The following is a 20,869-nucleotide window of genomic DNA, read 5'->3' on the forward strand; positions in this document are numbered from 1 at the left end:
ATAATGCGTATATCTAAATGGTTTTTATCGACAAATAAAAATCCTATAAATAATAAAGAAAATATTTCTTATCAATTGATGATAAAATCTGGAATTATACGAAAAATTAGTACAGGACTATATACATGGATGCCACTAGGATTAAAAATACTTCAAAAAATAAAAAATTTAATTAGAAAAGAAATGAATAAAAATTATGCAATAGAAATACTTATGCCAATATTGCAACCATCAACATTATGGAAACAAACTGGAAGATGGAATATATTTGGAAATCAATTAATGAAATTAAAAAATAATCATTACAAAGAATATTGTCTATCTCCTACTCATGAAGAAATTATTACTAAATTAATTAAACATGAACTAAAATCATACAAGCAATTACCTATTATTTTTTATCAAATCCAAAATAAATTTAGAGATGAAATCAGACCAAGATTTGGAACAATAAGAACACAAGAATTCATCATGAAAGATGCCTATTCCTTTCATTTAAATAATGAATGCCTAAAAAAAACTTATAAAATAATGCGTGAAACTTATTGTAATATATTTAATAAATTAAAATTAAATTATCGTATTGTAAAAGCTAATAACGGAAACATAGGAGGGAATATATCACATGAATTCCAAATCTTAACAAATATTGGAGAAGATATAATTATCTATAGCAATAGTAGTAACTATGCTGCAAATTTAGAACAAGCTACCGATTTAAAATCTTCAACAAAATATTATCAATCCACAATAAAATCTAATATTAATTATTACAATAATAATAAAACAAATAAAAAAATATTTAAAATTACGTCAAATAATGAAATATCTATTTTCCTTAAAACAAAAAAAGAAAAAATTGTAAAAACTTTTATTGCTGAAGGAAAAAATAGTCCATTTATAGCATTAATTTTAAAAGAAAACGATGAACTTAATTTAACTAAAGCTGAAAAACATCCATTAATAAAGTCACCAATAAAATTAATTGAAGAAAGCACTATAAAAAAAATCTTTAATACATTACCTTGCTTTTTAGGACCAATTAATTTAAAAATTCCAATTATAGTTGATTACCATGCTCTTATGGTAAAAGATTTTATTTGTGGAGCCAATGAAATAAATAAATTTTATTTAAACGTAAAATGGGGAAAAGACGTACATTATAATGATGTTTATGATTTAAGAAAAGTACAAGTAGGAGATCTAAGTCCAGATGGAAAAGGAAAACTAAAATCCTGTAAAGGGATAGAAATAGCACATATATTCCAAATTGGAAATAAATATTCAAAAATATTAAATGCAAAAATCTTAAATAAAAATCATAAACTTACAAATTTAGTTATGGGATGTTATGGCTTGGGAATCAGTCGAATGATTGCAGCCATTATTGAACAATTTCATGATGAAAATGGAATTATATGGCCATTCGAGATCGCTCCATTTCAAATAGTTATAATTCCAATAAATGCACATCAATCAAATTTAATTAAAACTATATCAGAAAATATATATCAACAACTAATCAAAGAAAACTGGGATGTACTATTGGATGACAGAAATGAAAAACCTGGTATTTTATTTATGGATCATGATTTAATTGGTATACCACACCATTTAATTATCAGTAAAAAAAATATAAAAAATAATCTTATTGAATATAAATCTAGAAAAAATAAAGAAAAACATCTAATTCCTATAGATAACATTATTCAATTCATAAAAACACTAAAATAATATTAGATTATATAAAAACGCAAATTAATAAACATAAAACTAAATTAATCTTTTCGAAAAAAAATTGTTTAACATTACACAATATTAAATACCATACACCCATTTAACAATATAAAAACATAAATTATGTTTTTAATATTTTTAATTTTTATCTAAAAACTAATAAATAGTAATTTTATAATGTATCATCTTTCAATGTATTAATAAAATTATATTTTATATTTTATTATTATCATCTATAATTATTTTAGATTTAACTATTTTTAAATTTATTGAATAATAACAAATATATAAAAATATCAAAAAACAAAATTTTTATTTTAATCACAAAATTTATTTTTGTTAAATATATGTAAAATGGATATAAATTATCTTCCAAAAAAAATTGAAAAAATTACTCAAGAATATTGGAAAGAAAAAAAAGTTTTTAATGTTTTTAAAGATTCAAATAAAAAAAAATTCTACTGCTTATCTATGTTTCCATATCCAAGTGGAGATCTACATATAGGACATGTACGAAATTACACAATAGGAGACATCATAGCCAGATATCAAAGATCATTGGGAAAAAATGTATTACATCCAATTGGATGGGATGCTTTTGGTCTTCCAGCTGAAAATGCCGCCATAAAACATAAGATTAATCCACAAAAATGGACAGAAAAAAATATAAAACGTATGAAAAAACAATTATTAAAATTGGGAAATTCATACGATTGGAATAGAGAAATTAATACATGTAATCCAAATTATTATCAATGGGAACAATGGTTTTTTATTAAACTATATGAAAAAGGACTTATCTACAGGAAAAAAACTCTTGTTAATTGGGATCCAATAGATAAAACAGTATTAGCCAACGAACAAGTAATTAATGGAAAAGGATGGAGATCAGGAGCTACAATAGAACAAAAAGAAATATCACAATGGTTTATTAAAATAACTTCATATGCAAAAGAATTATTAAAAAATTTAAATACATTAGATAAATGGCCAAATAAAGTAAAGCAAATGCAATATAATTGGATAGGAAAGTCCAAAGGATATGAAATTAATTTTCAAATAAATCACAATACGAAATTATTAAAAATATATACAACAAGATTAGATCTTATTATGGGAGTAACATATATAGCTATCGCTCCTGATCATTCTTTAGCAAAAGAAATCGCGAAACAAGATATAAATATCAGTAACTTTATTAAAAATTGCTATAAAACAGCAATAACAGAAGAAAATATAGTTACCTCAAAAAAACATGGAATAAAAACTAACATTATTGCAATTCATCCAATTACCAAAACCAAAATTCCTATTTGGATAGTCAATTTTATATTAATGCAATATAATTTAAAAGCAATAATGGTAGCACCAGCACATGATCAATGTAACTGGGAATTTGCAAAACAAAATAATATACCTATAAAAGAAGTTATTATTCCTTTTAACAAATTAAAACATGACTATAACCAATCTGCCTTTACCCAAGAAGGTTATTTAATAAATTCAGGACAATTTAATAACTTATCTTCAAAGAAAGCAAATAAAGAAATTATTCGTTTTTTAATAAAACATGGTTATGGAAATACTTCTATTAATTTACGTATTAGAGATTGGAGTATATCCAGACAACGATATTGGGGTACTCCTATCCCAATGATTCATTGTAATCAATGCGGAATAATTCCAGTTCAAGAAAAACATTTACCAATAATTCTACCTAAAATACATTCTTTCAAACATAAAAAACTATCCTTATCTAATTTTCCCAATTTTTATAAAATAAAATGTCATAAATGTAAAAAAAATGCTACTAGAGATACAGATACTTTAGATACATTTTTTCAATCTTCCTGGTATTACGTTAGATTTACCTGTCCCACACAACATAATACAATGACTAATAATGAAACTAACTATTGGATGCCAGTTGATCAATATGTTGGAGGAATTGAACATGCTGTTATGCATTTATTATACGCTAGATTTTTTTATAAACTCATGAGAGATGAAAAATTAGTACAATATAACGAACCATTTAAAAAATTACTCACTCAAGGAATGGTCATTAAAGATGGACAAAAAATGTCTAAATCATTAGGAAATATCATAAACGTAAATTATTTAATTGATAAATATGGAGCTGATGCAACACGATTATTTATCATCTTCCTAGCTCCACCAGAACAAAATTTAGAATGGTCTTCTAATAATTCTATAAAAGGAATACATAAATTCCTAACAAAACTTTGGAATTTTTCATATAAAAATAGAAAGTTATATTTGAAATTAAATAATTCCACTGTAAATGATAATTTTCTAAACTTAGAAAAATCTGAATATAAATTAAAAAAATTTTATTCTTCCATATACAAAATTTTAGAAAAAATTAATTTCAGTTATAAAAATCATAAATTTAACACGATTGTATCAAATGCAATGAAACTTTTTAAAAAAATAATCAAATTTACTATTGAAACAAAAAAAGATGAATATCTTATTTATATTAGCACAAGTATATTATTAAGGATATTAGCACCAATTGCACCACATATTTGTCATGTTTTATGGATTAATTTAGGATTTAAAGACATCATAATAGATGCAAAATGGCCGAAAATAGATAAAAACATTATTAATTTTAATGAGAAAAAAATTTGTATTCAAATAAATGGAAAATTTAAATCTTTTTTAAAGATATCAAAAAACATTTCAAAACAAAAATTATTATCCTTAACTAAACAACATATGAAAAAATATTTAGAAGAAAAAAAAATCACAAATATTATTTATATCGTTGATAAAAAAATAATAAATCTAATTGTGAAATAATTATATATACTTTTAATACCATTAATTATTTTAAATTAAATGTTTTAAAACTTTTAAAATCTTTAAAAGAGATATAACTGATAATTCATTTAAATAAAATAATTCTAATTAATTAAAATTAAAATAATTCTTTTTTATTTATTAAAAATTTTATAAATTACTTTTTTACCAAAACAAAATATTTATGTAAAAAATTATGAATAATATAAAAATAACAATTAATTCTACAAATAAAATTTTCTTTTTTATTGGAAATGATACCATCTTTTCAAGATACTATAAAAAATATATACAAACACTGTTAATTTCCAATAAACAATATGAAATAATTAATATTTTTATAAAAAAAATATCAGAATTAATTAACATTCAAAAAAAAATCTCAATCTATCCATTGTTATGTAAAACTTTTATTTTTAATATTTTTTTTGACGGAAAAAATCTAAATTTTGAAGAAAAAAAACTCATAAAACAATGTATAAAATCTATCAATCCATGTAATGTACTAGTACTACATTTTCCGTTTTTAATTATATCACAACTTAAAGAATTTAATAACCTTAATGAAATTAAAATAATTGAAATAAAAAAAATATCTTCAAAAATTATTTACAATTGGATTGTTCAACAGTTAAATAATAAAAAAATTCAATTTGATATAAAAATACCACATATCATTTGGAAATATTCAAAAAAAAATATATATACTTGCTCAAAAATTTTAAAACTTTTTCTTATACCAAAAAAAAACAAATCAATTACATTATTTGAAGCAAAAAAAATTCTAGATTCTCACAATTATAACTCAAATAATTTTATTAAAATTTTATTAACAAAAAATCCTTACAAAGTAATAAACTTTTTTCAAAATACATATAAAGAAACAAATTTAACTAATATTCTATACTTATTAACTAACGAAATCAAAAAAATAATCCTATTAAAAAATAGGACTTTTCTTAATAAGAAGAATAGTAATTCAAAAAATTTACAACAATATAACAACTTATATAAATTTTTTCTAAAAAATATTAATGAAAAACTATTGTTAATATTATTACAACAATGTATAAATATTCATTTAAATATCAATACACAATTTAATTCAAAAAAAATATTTTGGAATATGTTAGAAAATATAACCCTCTCTTTATGCTGTAACAAATTAATAGGAAATAATCTAAATAATGCAAAATAATAGTATCGTTATTTATGGAGGCTCATTTGACCCAATCCATAATGGACACATTAATGTTGCTAATAACGTTCAAAATAATCTAAATTTTAAAAAAATTTTATTTTTACCATGCAAACATTCAAAACTTAAATATCATAAAAAATTTGCTACAGACAAACAACGTATAGAAATGTTAAAATTAGCTTTTTTCGAAAATAAAAAAAATTTTTCTATTAATTATTATGAATTAAATAAGACAACACCATCATATACATATGTAACATTAAAATATTTTCGAAACAAGTTTGGAACTCATATTCCTATATCCATAGTGATAGGAACAGACGTATTTAATACAATACAATTTTGGTATTCTTGGAAAAAAATATTAAACTTATCAAATTTGATAGTAACAAATAGAGCAGGAATTAATATAAATTATTCAAAAACAATAAAAAGACTAATTCAAAAACATAAAATATTTGATTTTAACTTATTACACTACAATACACATGGTTGTATATATTTTTTTAATATACATTCTATCTACATATCTTCTAAATTAATAAGAAAATATTTAAATAAAAAAATAATAAAAAAATACATCCCAAAATTAGTAAGAAACTATATATTTAAACATAAAATATACCAATAAAATATGTTATATTTATATAAAATATATAATTATCAAACTAACAAAAAATAAACAAATTTTTATTTATATATTAACAAAAATAACTTTAATCTCAATTAATTTATAAAATAAATCTAAGTAGAAATGTTTATATCTAATATAGAATTGAATAACATCAATTAAGTATTAGACAAATAATAAATGTTATTTTGTTATAAATAATCATGAATAATTTAAAATTCAAACAAAAATATTAAAATGTATCAATTAGTAGTAAAATTTGGAGGATCTAGTGTCTCTTCAACTAAAACTTGGGAAAATATTGCATTAATAATAAAAAATCATATTAAAAATGGAAAACAACCAATTATTGTTTGTTCAGCTATTAAAAATATTTCTAATAAATTAGAAAAAGCAACAACATTAGCTATAAATGGAAAACATTATCAAAATATAGAAACTGAAATTAAATTTTGTCATACACAATTAACTCATTCTTTAAAATTACCATCAAAAATTATTGCATTAGACCTAAAAAAATTAAAAAAACTACTTAAAAATATTTCTCTAATTAAAAAAAATTCAGCAAAAATAAAAGCTCAAATCCTAAGTTTAGGAGAATTTATGATTACACGAATAGGATGTGCTTTTTTAAAAAAAAAAGGAATTAACTGTATATGGTATGATATACGAAAAGCATTAATATCAAGCCCAATTCCAGGAAAAAATACAAAAAATTATCTTTCTGCTTACTATAAAATTCAAAAAAATAAAGTACTTAAAAAACAATTTATTAACTCTGGTGCTGAAAGTATCATTACTCAAGGGTTTATAGCATCTAACCCAAATGGAGATACAGTATTACTAGGAAGAAATAGCTCAGATATTTCTGCAACACTACTATCTTCTATATTAAAAGTCAATTATTGCGAAATCTGGAAAGATGTACCAGGAATTTTTACAATCAACCCTAATATATTCCCATACGCAAAATTATTAAAAAATCTAAATTATAACGAAACACAAAAAATTATATCTATTGGAAATAATATTTTACATCCTAATTGTATATTTCCAGTTAAAAAATACAATATTCCTATTGTAATTAAAAATATTTATAAACCACAACATATAGGAACATATATATCTAAAAAAACCTGCTCAAAAATTCTACCTATTAAATCTATACAAATACAAGATCATATTAATATAATTAAAATAAATACACAAAAAAATATAAAATCAATATCAAATATTATTTCAACCATTAACTCATATAAATTTAAAATAAAATCACTATTTTATTTAGAGCCTAACATAATTCTTTACTTAAAAAATAAATTTAAAAACAACCAAAAAAAATTCTATTTAAACTTTTTTCTTAAAAAAATAAAAAAAATAGAAAAAATTCAACTAATAAAAGATTGTAGCATCATTACTATAATTGGTAATAATATCAACTATTTATTTTACCAAATAAATTCCATAATTATGAATATATTTAATTCTAAAAAAATAAAAATCATCTCTTTAAACTCTGAAAAAATATACTTCAATTTCGTAATTAAAAAAAAACTAAACAGTAAACATTTATATAAAATCTTACATAATAAGCTTATAGAAAACATAAAGATTTAAAATAAACTTAGTATAAAACTGCATCATGTAACTAATATTTAATAAAAATCTACTAAATACAATAAAATATTAACTAATAAATTTTTAATTCCTGTATTTAAAAAATTAAATTTTTAACTATTAAATTAATTTCAATTAAATTTAACTTATATGAAAACAAAAGATCAAATCTATAGAGTAGAAGCTACTAATACATCCTACTCTTATATAGTTCAAGCACCAGCAGGATCTGGTAAAACAGAATTATTAATACAACGTTATTTAAAACTCTTATCAGTTACAAAAAAACCAGAATATATATTGATAATAACATTTACCAAAAAATCAGCTAACGAAATACGAAACCGTATTATAAATATAATGCAATATATTATTAAAAATAAAAATTTTATCAAAAACAATGTGTGTGATACATATCAAAAAAACACTATTTCTTATGCAAAAAAAGCATTAAAACTAAATAAAAATAAAAATATTCTATATCAATTGCATAAACTACGTGTACTTACAATAGATGCATTATGCCTTGATTTATACAAAATTTTTCCTAAAAAAAATACGCAAATTATGCAATTTTATATTACAGATAAACCTCAATATTTATATGAAATAGCAGTTAAAAATTTTTTTTATAAAATAACAAAACACATTAATTTAAAAAAATATCTGAAACTAATATTACAGCACGTAAATAATAACCAAAAAAAACTATTTACACTCCTAATCAACCTATTATCTAACAGAGAACAATGGATATCATTTTTATTTAAAAAACAACATGTTAATAAAACATATTATGAAAAAATACTATCCTATATTGAAAAACAAGAAATTTCTAATTTAAAAAACAGCATATCAACAACATATTGGAAAAAAATTTTTTCCTTTACAACAAAAATTATAAAATCTAATAAAAAAAATTTACCAAAATTACAAACGTTAAAAAAATGGAGTCACTATACTAAAATAAATCAACACATAGCAAAAAGTTTATCTTTTTTATTGATCAACTCTAAAAATCAACTAAGAAAAAAAATTAACCATCATGTAGGATTTAAAAAAAATAATTATAATAATGAAACATATAATTTTTTAAAAAATGAAAATAAAAACATCTTAAACATGCTACAAAAACTTCCAGAATTTTGCAAGATTCTTATTAAAATTAAAAATTTACCATCTATACATTATCCAAAAAAACAATGGAAAATTCTTCAATCATTATGCATCTTGTTACCAAACCTAATTGCACATTTACATACAGTTTTTTATCAAAATAATACAGTAGACTTTTCATACATTTCTCAAGAAATATTATCAGCATTTAAAAATAAAAATCAACTTCATGATCTATCAAATTATATTAAAAATAATATACATCATTTATTAATCGATGAATTCCAAGATACTTCAATACAACAATATAAATTATTTAAAAAAATAATTAAACACTGGGAAACCAACATAAAAACAAATAAAAAAACTATATTTTTGGTTGGAGATCCAATGCAATCAATTTATCGATTTCGACAAGCAGAGGTAGGACTATTTGAAAAAATTAAAAAAGAAGGAATTGCACATATAAAAGTAAAATCATTACAATTAAAATATAATTTTCGATCCACAATTAATTTAACTAATTGGATTAACAAATATTGTACTAATATTTTCCCAATATCAAACAATAACAAATATGGTGCGGTTAAATTTTATCCATCAATAAGTACTAATCATAATAAAAAAAGCAATATCTATTCCCAATTATACAACAACTTCATTGAAGAATCCGAAGCAATTGCTAACTTAATAAAACAAGAGATCAAAAAAAATCCTAAAGATAAAATTGCTATACTGATCCGATCTAGATCTCAATTGCCTCAAATTATTCATTCATTAAAAAAAAATAATATTCTATTTCAAGGAACTGAAATCAATCCTATACTAAAATTACCTCACATACAAGACATATGGATATTAACTCAAGTTCTATTATTACCAGGAAATCGATTAACATGGTTAGCTTTACTAAGGAGTCAATTTTGTGGATTATCTATATCTGATATATATCAAATCGCTAATTTTTCACAAAAAAAATCTATTTACCAAATACTGTTAAACATAGATAAAATTCCAAAAATTAGTAATGAAGGAAAATATCGTATAAAATTTATTTTCAAACAAATCCATGATGCTCTAAACCAAAGATATCAACAACCATTAGTGCATTGGATAATAAATGTGCTCAAAAAACTTCATATAAAACATATTCTTACACAAGAGGAACAAGAAGATTTAGAAAAATTCTGGGAATTAATCGAACAATTTAATATTGAAGGAAAATTTATTAATTTAAATACAATAGAAAAAGAACTGAAAAAATTATATTCTCATAAACATACTACATCACAAATAGAAATAATGACTATACATAAAGCAAAAGGATTGGAATTTGACTCAATCATATTACCTTACTTAAGTTATACAACAAAAAAAAATATAAACCCATTATTTCGTTATTTAGAAATTTCAGAAAAAAATTTTTCTAAATCACCGTTAATATATCCTATAGAAAATATTTATAATAAAACACATATATCATTATATGATTATATTAAAAACATAGATAATAAAAAAAACTTCTACGAACTGCAACGTCTTTTATATGTAGCATTAACACGCGCTAAAAAAAATATATACCTATTTGACCATAAAAAAAAAGAATCACAATTTTCTTTTCGTTCACTATTAAAAGAACAAAAATTTATATTAAATGAACAAAATTCAAAAATAAATATTGAAACTCAAAAAATAATCCAATCCTCATTATACAAACTACCTCAAAAATATTATATCAATCCCTTATCTATTAATAAAAAACATATTCCATATAAACCAAATAAAATAAAAATCTATATTAAATATTCCATCAATAAAAAAGAAATAGGAACAATATTACATGAATTATTAGAATGGATTTGCAATAATCACCCGAATACAATAAAACAACTACCATGGCATAACATTAAAAAACAACTGAAAATTTTAGGACTAGATTTAACTGAACAAAAAATAATTTATAAACAAATACTACTAATAATACAAAAATCATTTAATAACCCTATTGCAAAATGGATATTTAAATCTCACTACAAAGAAAAAAATGAATATAAAATACTAGTTAAAATAAATAAAAAAATTTCAACAAAAATTATTGATAGGATATTTATTTATCAAAACAAATTTTGGATTATTGATTATAAAACAGGAAATCTCAATAATAAAAAACATCATATAAAACAAATTAATCATTATGCTAAATTAATAATGAACAATTATAAATATCCAATTTATTGTGGAATTTTTTATCTAAATAAAAATTTATTAATTTATTGGAAATATAAGACAATAAATAATTTACTTTAATATTAGATTATTAAATAATTAAAAATTAATTTAAAAAAAATTATATATATACTTATAAAATATATTTTTTAAAATAAAAATCCTTTCAGAAAAAACTTAGTAATATCTATAAATATAAAATCTTAATAACATTTACTAGATCAACAACAAATGAAAATTATTATTTTTATTTAATCAAAAAATTTATTAATTGAAATATATTCCTCCAAATAATATTATATAAAATATCTTATATATTAACTGCTTAAAATCGAATTTATCCCGGTAGCGTAATTGGATAACGCAACCCACTCCTAACGGGTAGATTAGAGGTTCAAATCCTCTCCGGGGTATATAAAAAACCCTTACAATAAAAAAAATTGTATTTGAACAAAATCTGAAAACCGTTTTATAAACGCTATAAATATTACATTTAATATACAAATCATTTTTTTATTATATTTAATAAATATAAAGATCTTTTATTTTTAAAACTTTATTTATCATCTCTCAAATAAATTACTCACAAAAATTACCGAATTTCTTTCAGGGCCTGTTGATATTATATCAACAGGAATTTCTAATAAAGATTCTATTTTTCTAATATAAAATATTGCATTCTTAGGCAACTGACTAATTTCTTTGACTCCAAAAGTACTTTCATTCCAACCAGGAACTTCTTCATATATAGGTTTAATATTTAAAAAATCTTCTACACATTGTGGTGGATATTTTAATAACTTTCTTTTTTTACAATCATAATAATTCACTGCAATACAAATTGTAGATAATCCATCTAATACATCTAATTTAGTAATACAAATTCCAGAGATACTATTAATTTCAATAGAACGACGTAACAACACAATATCAATCCATCCACAACGACGAGGTCTTCCTGTAATTGATCCAAATTCAAATCCACGAATTGCCAACATTTTACCAATATTATTTTTAAGTTCGGTTGGAAATGGTCCGTTTCCAACTCTAGTTGTATATGATTTAGTAATTCCTAATACATAATTTAAATATAATGGACCAAATCCAGCTCCATTAACTACACTACCTACACAAGAATTTGAAGATGTCACAAAAGGATATGTACCATGATCAATATCAAGAAAAAATCCCTGAGCTCCTTCAAATAAAATTGAATCATTATTCTTTCTGTGAAAATGTAAAGAACTAGTAACATCACAAGTTAACTCTTTAAACTTACAAGACCAGGACTCAATTGTTTCTAACAATTGTTCCAAATTAATTTCTGAACAACAATAATAATTTTTTAATATAAAATTATGATAATTTAATAATGAAACTATCTTTTTAGTTGTTTTATCTAAATGAAAAAGATCAATAACTCTTATAGATCTTCTAGCTATTTTGTCTTCATACGCAGGACCAATACCACATCCAGTAGTACCAATTTTGCAAATTGAATTTTTAAAATTCTCCCTTGCATTATCTAATGCAACATGGTTTGGCAAAACTAAAAAACAAGATTGACTAACATGTAATCTTTCTTTTATATTAATACCTCTATTTTCCAACATATTTATCTCATTAAACAAAACCTCTGGAGATAATACTACTCCATTTCCTATATAACACTGAACATTTTCTCTTAAAATACCAGACGGTATTATTCTTAATATTGTTTTTTCATTATTTATATTTAGCGTATGACCAGCATTATGCCCACCATGATAACGTACAACAACATGAATATATTTTGTCAATACATCAATAATCTTCCCTTTTCCTTCATCACCTAGTTGCATTCCTACAATTACAATATTTTTAGTCATAAAATTATATTACTACTCAAATAATTGATGCACTATAGTTAATAAAAATACTCCAATTAACATACTAATAAATCCAACCATTTTTAATGTCTTTTCCTCTTGATTAATAATTTTTTGCAATAATTTTTTCCATTTTTCAGAAAATATAAACAACATTAAACCTTCTAAAACAAATACTAATGCAAGAGATGAAAAAAAAATATCAATCATTATAAAAATCAATCCTCCACTTTATTCTAAAAAACTAATTTTTATTAATTTATAATTAAATCGTTTATCACTTCTTTTATAAAAAATATAAATAATATTTTACATAACATTTAATTTTTATTAAAATTCTTTACATATAAAGAAGGATCAACAAAATATTTAAAAAATTTACTTTTCCCATCTAAAACAAATAAATCTTTGCTACTATAAAAAATATTCTCATATGTTTTGTAATATTGATACAAAGAAAAAAAATCTAAATTTTTCTTAAATGCTTGTAAATAAATTTTAAAAGCTCTATTTTTTCCATGTGATCTAATAATCTGAGCTTCACTTCTTGCCTTAGCAAGAAGAACAATAACTTTTGCATCTGCAGAAGCCAAAATTTCTTCTGCAATAGAATTTCCATCTGCTCTATGACGATTAGCAATTTTTTTCATATTAGCGCGCATTAATTGATAAATAGCATTACTAGTATTATCAGGAAATTCTATTCCTTTTATTCTTACATCTATAATTTCAATACCCAAATCAACTGCTTGTTTTGTTGCCCTTGTTCTTAAAATTTCATTAATGTCATCTCTTTCTTCCGAAACTACCTCAGAAATTACACGCTTTCCAAATTCAGCTCTTATAGATGTATTTAACTGCTGAGATAACAAAGAATTTGTTTTCAACTCATCTCCACCAGTATATACAAAATATCTACCTAAATCAATAATCTTCCATTTAACATAATACCCAACAATCACATCTTTTTTTTCTTTTGTTACAATTCTAGATGATTTTATATCTAAAGTTTTTAATCTTGTATCAAATACATAAACATTGTCAATAAACGGAATCTTCATATGTAAACCTGGAGAATATATTCTTACTTTTTGGTTATTACTATTCAAAACTAATCGACCTAAACGTAACAAAATACCATTATTTCCTTCTTTAATTATAAAAAAGCCAAATAATAAAAATATTATTACTAATAACAATAAAACAACACTAAAAAATGTTTTAATTATTTTCATAAATTCCATTATTAACTCTAATAGTACGATAAACTTTTCTAAAATTTTTATTTTTAATAAATATTTTATTTAAATTATCACTATTTATTCTATTCTTTACTTTATATTCATCTAAAATCATTTTTTTTTTAACAAAACTATTAGACAATAATAATTTGTTTAAAGGATAATAAATAAAATTTTTAGAATCAATATTAATAATAATTTTACTAACTTTTTTTAACACAGACTGCATCATATCTAAATACATACGCTCAGCAATAATTTTAGGAGATATTTTATATTCTGGTAATAAATATAAAAACTCAGATACCTCTCCTTTAGCCTGTAAAACTAATTGTTTACTATAAGCTTTCGCTTCTTTAATAATACGCTTAGCTTTTCCTTCAGCTATAGGAATCACTTTAGCTTGATAAGCAAGAGCTTGCTCTTTAAAACGTTTTTCATCTTCTTGAGCCTTGATAGCATCATCAAACGCATCCTGAACATTCTCTGGAGCACGAGCAGGCTGAGGAGAAACATTAGTAATATAAATACCAGTTTTATACCTACTAATTATTTTAATTAAAGTTTCTCTTACATTTTTTCCCCATATTTCTCTTCCTGCAGTAATAATTTGATCAAGAGAAGTATTTCCAACAACCTGACGCAACGCACTAGAAGTAGCCTGTTGTAAACTTTCTTCAGGGTTTACTACATTAAATAAATAAGCTCTTAAATCACCAATTCTGTACTGAACAGCTAAAGAAACCGATACTAAATTCTCATCTTTGGTTAACATCTGCGACGAATAAGAATAATCTAATATTCTATCTACATTTCTTACAATCTTATAAGAAAATAAACAAGGTATCCAATGCGGTCCTGGACCAACAGTTTTAATATATCTTCCAAATCTTAAAACAACAGCCTCTTCAGCTGGATTTACAATAAAGACTCCTGATAATATCCATAAAATAAATACTACTAAAATAGACATTAAAAAAATGAATTTTCCTTTTTTAAAAGTAAAAAAATTATTTGTCTTATTTATTTTACCAAAAAATCTACAACATAATTCATTAAATCTTCTATAAAATTTTCTACAAATCTCATCCAAATCAGGAGGATATCTTTTACTATCCCAAGGATCTTTATCCTTATTTGACGAATTATTCCAATTCATCTATTCTCCCATTTAAGGCTATGGAATTTCCAGTTTAAACTGTAATACATAAATATTTTAATTTTAATCTAATATAAAAAATATCCAAGAAAACAAATTGTCCAATAATAAAAATATACTATTTTATCGTTAATTAACCATTAATAAAAACCATATTATACATAATTTTAATGTTTTACACTAAATAAATTTCATAATTATCTAAAAAATAAAAATAAAACTTCTTTAAAAGACTATATAATCTTATTACTTATATTATATAATAGAACATATACTTTTAATTTCACTTATATTTACACAAAATACCTTTTTTAAACATACAAAATAACTAATTTTAGCTTAAAATACTTCAGTAATTTCATAAACTTTACAATATCCTTTTATATATATGATTATTCACAATTTTAAAAAAAAGCATGATTTTCTAAGAAAAAAACAACAAAAAATAAGAGAATCTTTCTCAATCTCTTATCAAAATCTAGTATCTAGTATAATATGTAAAAAAATTTCTTTATTAAAACAATATTACTTATCTAAAAATATAGCTCTATATTGGCCAATAAAAAAAGAAATCAATCTTAATCTATTATGGTTACACTCTTTACTCAACAAAAAAAAATGTTACTTTCCTTTTATGAAGAAAAATAAAACATTAACTTTTTTACAAGCAAAATCTAATACTCCTTTTATAAAAAATAAATATAATATTTTAGAACCAGATTATACAAAATCAAAAAAAATAGCTTTAAAAAAATTAGATATTATATTTATTCCAATAATAGCTTTTGATAAAAACTGCAACAGACTAGGAATGGGTCATGGATATTATGATAGAACATTATCATATAAAAAAAACATACCCACTTTAATAGGAGTAGCTTACGAGACACAATGTGTACATCACATTGATAAAAATCACTGGGATATAAATATCAATTTAATAGTTACACAATATTCAACATATTATAAAAAATAATTATATAAAAATAAACCTATTATAAACATATATAATATGATATCCTTCCTATAATAAAATTGATAGAATCATATACAAAGATATATGCATAAAAATATTGATATTTTGAAAAATAGCAAAATTTTTTAAAAATAAACAATAAATTGCATGAATGGAAAATACATTACTAAAAAAATAAAAATATAGATCATTAACAAAATTCATAAAAATAAATGTTAATATAAAAACTAACCAATAATCACACAATAAGATGCTAGAAAATAATTTCTACAAAAAATTAAAAAGCACTATACAAAACATATTATTACGCTTAAATATAGTTACAAGAGAAGAATTTGAAATTCAAACAAAAGTACTAAAAAAAACAAGAGAAAAAGTAGAACTTTTACAACAACAATTAGAAGATTTTATTAAAAAAACAAAATCTAGCAATAAACTAAAATAATATTTAGTACTAAAAATATTTAAAAATCAATCAAAACATTATTAAAATAATTAATAGCCAAAATATATAAATGAATTAAAATATAAAAATTAAAACAAAAATACAATATAAATAATGTAAATAACCCTGTTTATTACTCAACAAAAATAAATAGACATTCATAATATATTAAATATCTCTTTCTTATAAGAAAAATATAATTTTTAATTACAACCAATGAAAATTAATTTCACCAAAATGCATAGTTTAGGAAACGATTTTATCATCATAAACGGAATATATAACAAAGTTTCACTCTCACCAAGATACATAATAAAAATTGCAAACCGTCATACAGGTATAGGGTTTGACCAATGTATACTTTTAAAAAAAAGTAATAACAAAAAAATCGATTTTTTATGCGCTATATATAATAGTAATGGAAAAGAAATTTTTCAATGTTGTAATGGAATACGTTGTTTATATAAATTCATAATTTATAACAACATTACTAAAAAAAAAAGAATTACTATTGCCACAAAATTTACTAAAACTATAACATTTTTAAATCAAAAAAAAACAATAACTACCGTTATAAAAAAACCTAAATTAATAAATATTATTAAATCTTATGATTATTTCAAAAAAAAACACCTTCACACATTAATTATAAAAAAAAAAATAAAATATCAAATCTATACAATTGATATTGGAAATCCTCATGCAGTTATAGTTAATAAAAACATTAATAAAATCTCTATAAAAAAATTAGGAAAACAAATCAGTGAACATTCATTTTTTAAAGAAGAGACTAATGTAGAATTTATGCAAATAATTAATTCCAATAATATTAAAATTCGTGTATATGAAAGAGGATGTGGAGAAACTAAATCTTGTGGAAGTGGAGCAATAGCATCAGCTGTTATAGCAAAAATATTTTTTAACCTTAATAAAAAAATTAATGTACTTTTTTCAGAAGGAAAATTATCAATATATTGGCCTTCAATATATAGCCCTGTATACATTACGGGACCAGCAAATATAGTATATAAAGGTATCTTATAAAGAAGATAACATTTTAAAAAAAATAATTAACACTTAAAATAATATTTTTTATTATATAAAATATATTTTTAATTTTATTAAACATACTAATTTTATCATATAAAAAATAATATACAATTCTATTATATTAGAATAAATAATATATCAATTACAAAACTTCATTAGTATAATTAGTAAAAATTTAAATCTTGTATTACTATAAGATTTTGTATATTTAATGTTATCTAATAAACTACGAAAAAACAATGAATATAAAATATAACTGGATCAAAATTACACTACCAATCTCAATTATTTTTTCATTTCGTATGCTTGGATTATTTATGTTAATTCCTATTTTTACAATTTTATCGTCCAAACTAAGATATGCGACTCATACATTAATAGGAATCGCTTTTGGAGTTTATGGACTAACTCAAGGAGTAATGCAAATTCCGATGGGGATTTTATCTGATTATTACAATAGAAAAACAATACTTACAATTAATCTATTCTGTTTTTCCATTGGAAGCTTAATAGCTTCTTTCAGTAACTCAATTTATACTATGATTTTTGCTAGAAGTTTACAAGGATTTGGAGCAATAGGAAGTGTTTTAATCGCACTACTCTCTGACTTAATTTCAGAAAAAGAAATAACTAAATCTATGCTCATTATAGGAATTAGTATTGGAATTACTTTTAACATCGCCATAATAACAAGTCCAATTATTACTTACTATTTTCAATTAAAAAGTATATTTTACATATCAACTGTATTACCAATTATTGGTATAATTTTATTATATATCTCAATACCAAATCCACAAAAAAAAATCTTTTATTTAACAAAAAATCAAACTTTCTTACATATATTAAATACAGTTATAAAAAACAAAAATCTGCAAAAACTAAATTTAAGTATATTTATACATCATTTTATTTTAATCACAACATTTTATGCATTGCCAATCATACTCAAAAACTTATATTTATTTAAAGCAAAACAAAATGAACAGTGGATTTTTTATTTTAAATTAATAATCCTTGCATCAATCATTACTATTCCAATAATATTTTTTACTGAAAAACGTAAATTAATAAAAAAAACAATATTATATTCAGTAATCACTATTGGAACTTCACAAATACTTATAGCATTTTTATATCGATACTCTTACTCATTACTATTTTTACTTATATTAATATATTTTATTTCTTTTAATATCTTAGAAGCAAATCTTCCATCTTTAATATCAAAACAAGCATATCACTCTACTAAAGGAACAGCAATTGGAATATATTCTAGCAGTCAATTTTTAGGAATTTTTACTGGAGGATTATTTAGCGGAATATTAGATTCTAACGTAGGCATAATAGGAATATTTATAATGAATGCATCTATTTCTTTAATATGGGTAATTATTTGTTTTTATATAGAACCAAATATAAGGTTATTAACCTTGCCTATAAAAATATTAAATTTTTACAAAAAAAATAGTGAATATATTAATAATAATTATATTATTATTAATAATAAAAATAAAATTAATTTTCTAAAAAAAATAAATAAAATTCCTGGAATAAAAAAAATTTTTTTATCAAAAAAAGAAAAAAAACTTTATATATATATTGATAACAATCAAATAAAAAAAAATATATTACACAAATTAACAATATGTAATTTACTTATTATAAAAAAAAATTGAATCTATTTTTAATTTGTTTTACAATAATAAAAAATTAATTATTAAATATTAAAAATGTCTAGAGGAATAAATAAAGTAATATTAATAGGCAATGTAGGAAACACTCCAGAAATTAGATACATGTCCAATGGAAATCCAGTTGCAACGCTTTCATTAGCGACAAATGAAGTATGGAAAAATAAAAAGACATTTGAAAAACAAGAAAAAACAGAATGGCATAGAGTAATTTTTTTCAATAAACTTGGAGAAACAGTAAGAGAATATATAAAAAAAGGATCTAAGCTTTATATAGAAGGAAGTCTAAGAACAAGAAAATGGCAAGATTCAGAAGGAAAAGATAGATATATAACAGAAATTGTTGCTAATGACCTAAATATATTAGGAAACAAAAATGATAATCTATCTGAAAACATAACATCTGGAATTCCTGAAAAAAATCTTCAACAAAATGATCCCAAAAAAACTATCAATATAAATACTGAAGACAATTTTCCTATGGAAAATATTAATACAAAAAATGAATTATCAAAAAATATATTTGATGAAATCAACGAAGAATTAAATAACGAATTAAATGATGAAATTCCATTCTAATCTTTTTATATAAGATATATAATTACAAAAAGTAAATAAATTTTTTATTCAACCAATAGAACCACAGCCATTAAAGCATTATCTCCAGACCTATATCCACATTTCAATACCCTAGTATAACCACCAGGCCTATTTATATATCTAGGTCCTAAAACATTAAATAATTTTTTAACAACTTCTTTTGATCTTAACTTATTAAAAACACTACGACGTGCAAATACAGAATCTTTTTTACTAATAGTAATAATTGGTTCTATATATCTACGTAACTCCTTACCTTTATATAAAGTTGTTTTTATAATTTCATTTTTTATTAAAGAAACACACATGTTAAAAAACATCAATCTCTTATGACTACTTAATCTATTAAAATTATTTCTATTACATTTGTGACGCACATTATCCTCCTGTTCATAATTAAATAAAATATTTTTTTAATAAATATAATTTATAAAAAATTTTAGTATATCATTTTACATTTTTAATAATAACAATCAAAA

At 21.7% G+C, this 20,869-nt stretch carries 16 protein-coding genes and 1 tRNA gene; 12 read left to right on the top strand and 5 right to left on the bottom strand.

Annotation, left to right across the window (positions count from 1 at the left end; translation table 11 throughout):
- Window positions 1–3: 3 nt before the first annotated feature.
- From RQL38_RS00590 to RQL38_RS00620, 7 genes are all read left to right on the top strand, one after another.
- Window positions 4–1,734 (top strand): proline--tRNA ligase, encoded by a 1,731-nt coding sequence (locus tag RQL38_RS00590; protein WP_338521765.1) that lies wholly within the window; start codon window positions 4–6, stop codon window positions 1,732–1,734.
- A 357-nt stretch (window positions 1,735–2,091) separates the two neighbouring features.
- Window positions 2,092–4,566 carry a leucine--tRNA ligase gene (gene leuS, locus RQL38_RS00595; RefSeq protein ID WP_338521767.1) on the top strand — a complete coding sequence of 825 codons (2,475 nt, stop codon included), beginning with the start codon at window positions 2,092–2,094 and terminating at the stop codon, window positions 4,564–4,566.
- 196 nt (window positions 4,567–4,762) lie between these two features.
- Window positions 4,763–5,764 carry a hypothetical protein gene (locus RQL38_RS00600; protein ID WP_338521769.1) on the top strand — a complete coding sequence of 334 codons (1,002 nt, stop codon included), beginning with the start codon at window positions 4,763–4,765 and terminating at the stop codon, window positions 5,762–5,764.
- The gene (nadD, locus tag RQL38_RS00605) at window positions 5,754–6,398 is read left to right on the top strand and encodes a nicotinate (nicotinamide) nucleotide adenylyltransferase (protein ID WP_338521771.1); all 645 of its coding nucleotides are present in this window, start codon (window positions 5,754–5,756) and stop codon (window positions 6,396–6,398) included. Before RQL38_RS00600 ends, nadD begins: the two co-directional genes overlap by 11 nt.
- A 237-nt stretch (window positions 6,399–6,635) precedes the next feature.
- Window positions 6,636–8,015: an aspartate kinase gene (locus tag RQL38_RS00610; protein ID WP_338521773.1), complete on the top strand. Its 1,380-nt coding sequence runs from the start codon at window positions 6,636–6,638 to the stop codon at window positions 8,013–8,015.
- A 150-nt stretch (window positions 8,016–8,165) separates the two neighbouring features.
- Window positions 8,166–11,438, top strand: a complete 3,273-nt coding sequence (locus RQL38_RS00615; protein ID WP_338521774.1) for a UvrD-helicase domain-containing protein — start codon at window positions 8,166–8,168, stop codon at window positions 11,436–11,438.
- Between the two features lie 258 nt (window positions 11,439–11,696).
- Window positions 11,697–11,770 (top strand) — tRNA-Arg (locus tag RQL38_RS00620).
- A gap of 150 nt (window positions 11,771–11,920) precedes the next feature.
- Here RQL38_RS00620 and RQL38_RS00625 read toward each other — a convergent pair.
- The 4 genes from RQL38_RS00625 to hflK form a co-directional block, all read right to left on the bottom strand.
- The gene (locus RQL38_RS00625; RefSeq protein ID WP_338521776.1) at window positions 11,921–13,225 is read right to left on the bottom strand and encodes an adenylosuccinate synthase; all 1,305 of its coding nucleotides are present in this window, start codon (window positions 13,223–13,225) and stop codon (window positions 11,921–11,923) included.
- 12 nt (window positions 13,226–13,237) lie between these two features.
- Window positions 13,238–13,435 carry a DUF2065 domain-containing protein gene (locus RQL38_RS00630; protein WP_338521778.1) on the bottom strand — a complete coding sequence of 66 codons (198 nt, stop codon included), beginning with the start codon at window positions 13,433–13,435 and terminating at the stop codon, window positions 13,238–13,240.
- 110 nt (window positions 13,436–13,545) lie between these two features.
- Window positions 13,546–14,460 (bottom strand): protease modulator HflC, encoded by a 915-nt coding sequence (gene hflC / locus RQL38_RS00635; protein WP_338521780.1) that lies wholly within the window; start codon window positions 14,458–14,460, stop codon window positions 13,546–13,548.
- The gene (gene hflK, locus RQL38_RS00640) at window positions 14,447–15,625 is read right to left on the bottom strand and encodes an FtsH protease activity modulator HflK (RefSeq protein WP_338521782.1); all 1,179 of its coding nucleotides are present in this window, start codon (window positions 15,623–15,625) and stop codon (window positions 14,447–14,449) included. The genes hflC and hflK overlap by 14 nt, the downstream gene beginning before the upstream one ends.
- A 388-nt stretch (window positions 15,626–16,013) precedes the next feature.
- Between hflK and RQL38_RS00645 the strand changes: the two genes are divergently transcribed.
- The 5 genes from RQL38_RS00645 (at window position 16,014) to ssb (ending at window position 20,369) form a co-directional block, all read left to right on the top strand.
- Window positions 16,014–16,601 carry a 5-formyltetrahydrofolate cyclo-ligase gene (locus tag RQL38_RS00645; protein WP_338521784.1) on the top strand — a complete coding sequence of 196 codons (588 nt, stop codon included), beginning with the start codon at window positions 16,014–16,016 and terminating at the stop codon, window positions 16,599–16,601.
- Window positions 16,602–16,851: 250 nt separating this feature from the next.
- Entirely contained in the window at window positions 16,852–17,046 is a 195-nt protein-coding gene (locus tag RQL38_RS00650) for an accessory factor UbiK family protein (RefSeq protein WP_338521786.1), read from the top strand.
- Between the two features lie 216 nt (window positions 17,047–17,262).
- On the top strand, window positions 17,263–18,090 hold the full coding sequence (gene dapF, locus RQL38_RS00655; protein ID WP_338521788.1) for a diaminopimelate epimerase: 828 nt from the start codon (window positions 17,263–17,265) through the stop codon (window positions 18,088–18,090).
- A 245-nt stretch (window positions 18,091–18,335) separates the two neighbouring features.
- Complete coding sequence (locus RQL38_RS00660) at window positions 18,336–19,775, top strand: MFS transporter (protein ID WP_338521789.1); 1,440 nt, start codon at window positions 18,336–18,338, stop codon at window positions 19,773–19,775.
- Between the two features lie 54 nt (window positions 19,776–19,829).
- Window positions 19,830–20,369 carry a single-stranded DNA-binding protein gene (gene ssb, locus RQL38_RS00665; protein ID WP_338521790.1) on the top strand — a complete coding sequence of 180 codons (540 nt, stop codon included), beginning with the start codon at window positions 19,830–19,832 and terminating at the stop codon, window positions 20,367–20,369.
- A 44-nt stretch (window positions 20,370–20,413) separates the two neighbouring features.
- Here ssb and rplQ read toward each other — a convergent pair whose 3' ends face one another.
- Window positions 20,414–20,767 carry a 50S ribosomal protein L17 gene (gene rplQ, locus RQL38_RS00670; RefSeq protein WP_338521791.1) on the bottom strand — a complete coding sequence of 118 codons (354 nt, stop codon included), beginning with the start codon at window positions 20,765–20,767 and terminating at the stop codon, window positions 20,414–20,416.
- Window positions 20,768–20,869 lie beyond the last annotated feature (102 nt).

The sequence above is a fragment of the Candidatus Legionella polyplacis genome (assembly GCF_037013735.1).
Classification (GTDB): domain Bacteria; phylum Pseudomonadota; class Gammaproteobacteria; order Legionellales; family Legionellaceae; genus Legionella_E; species Legionella_E polyplacis_A.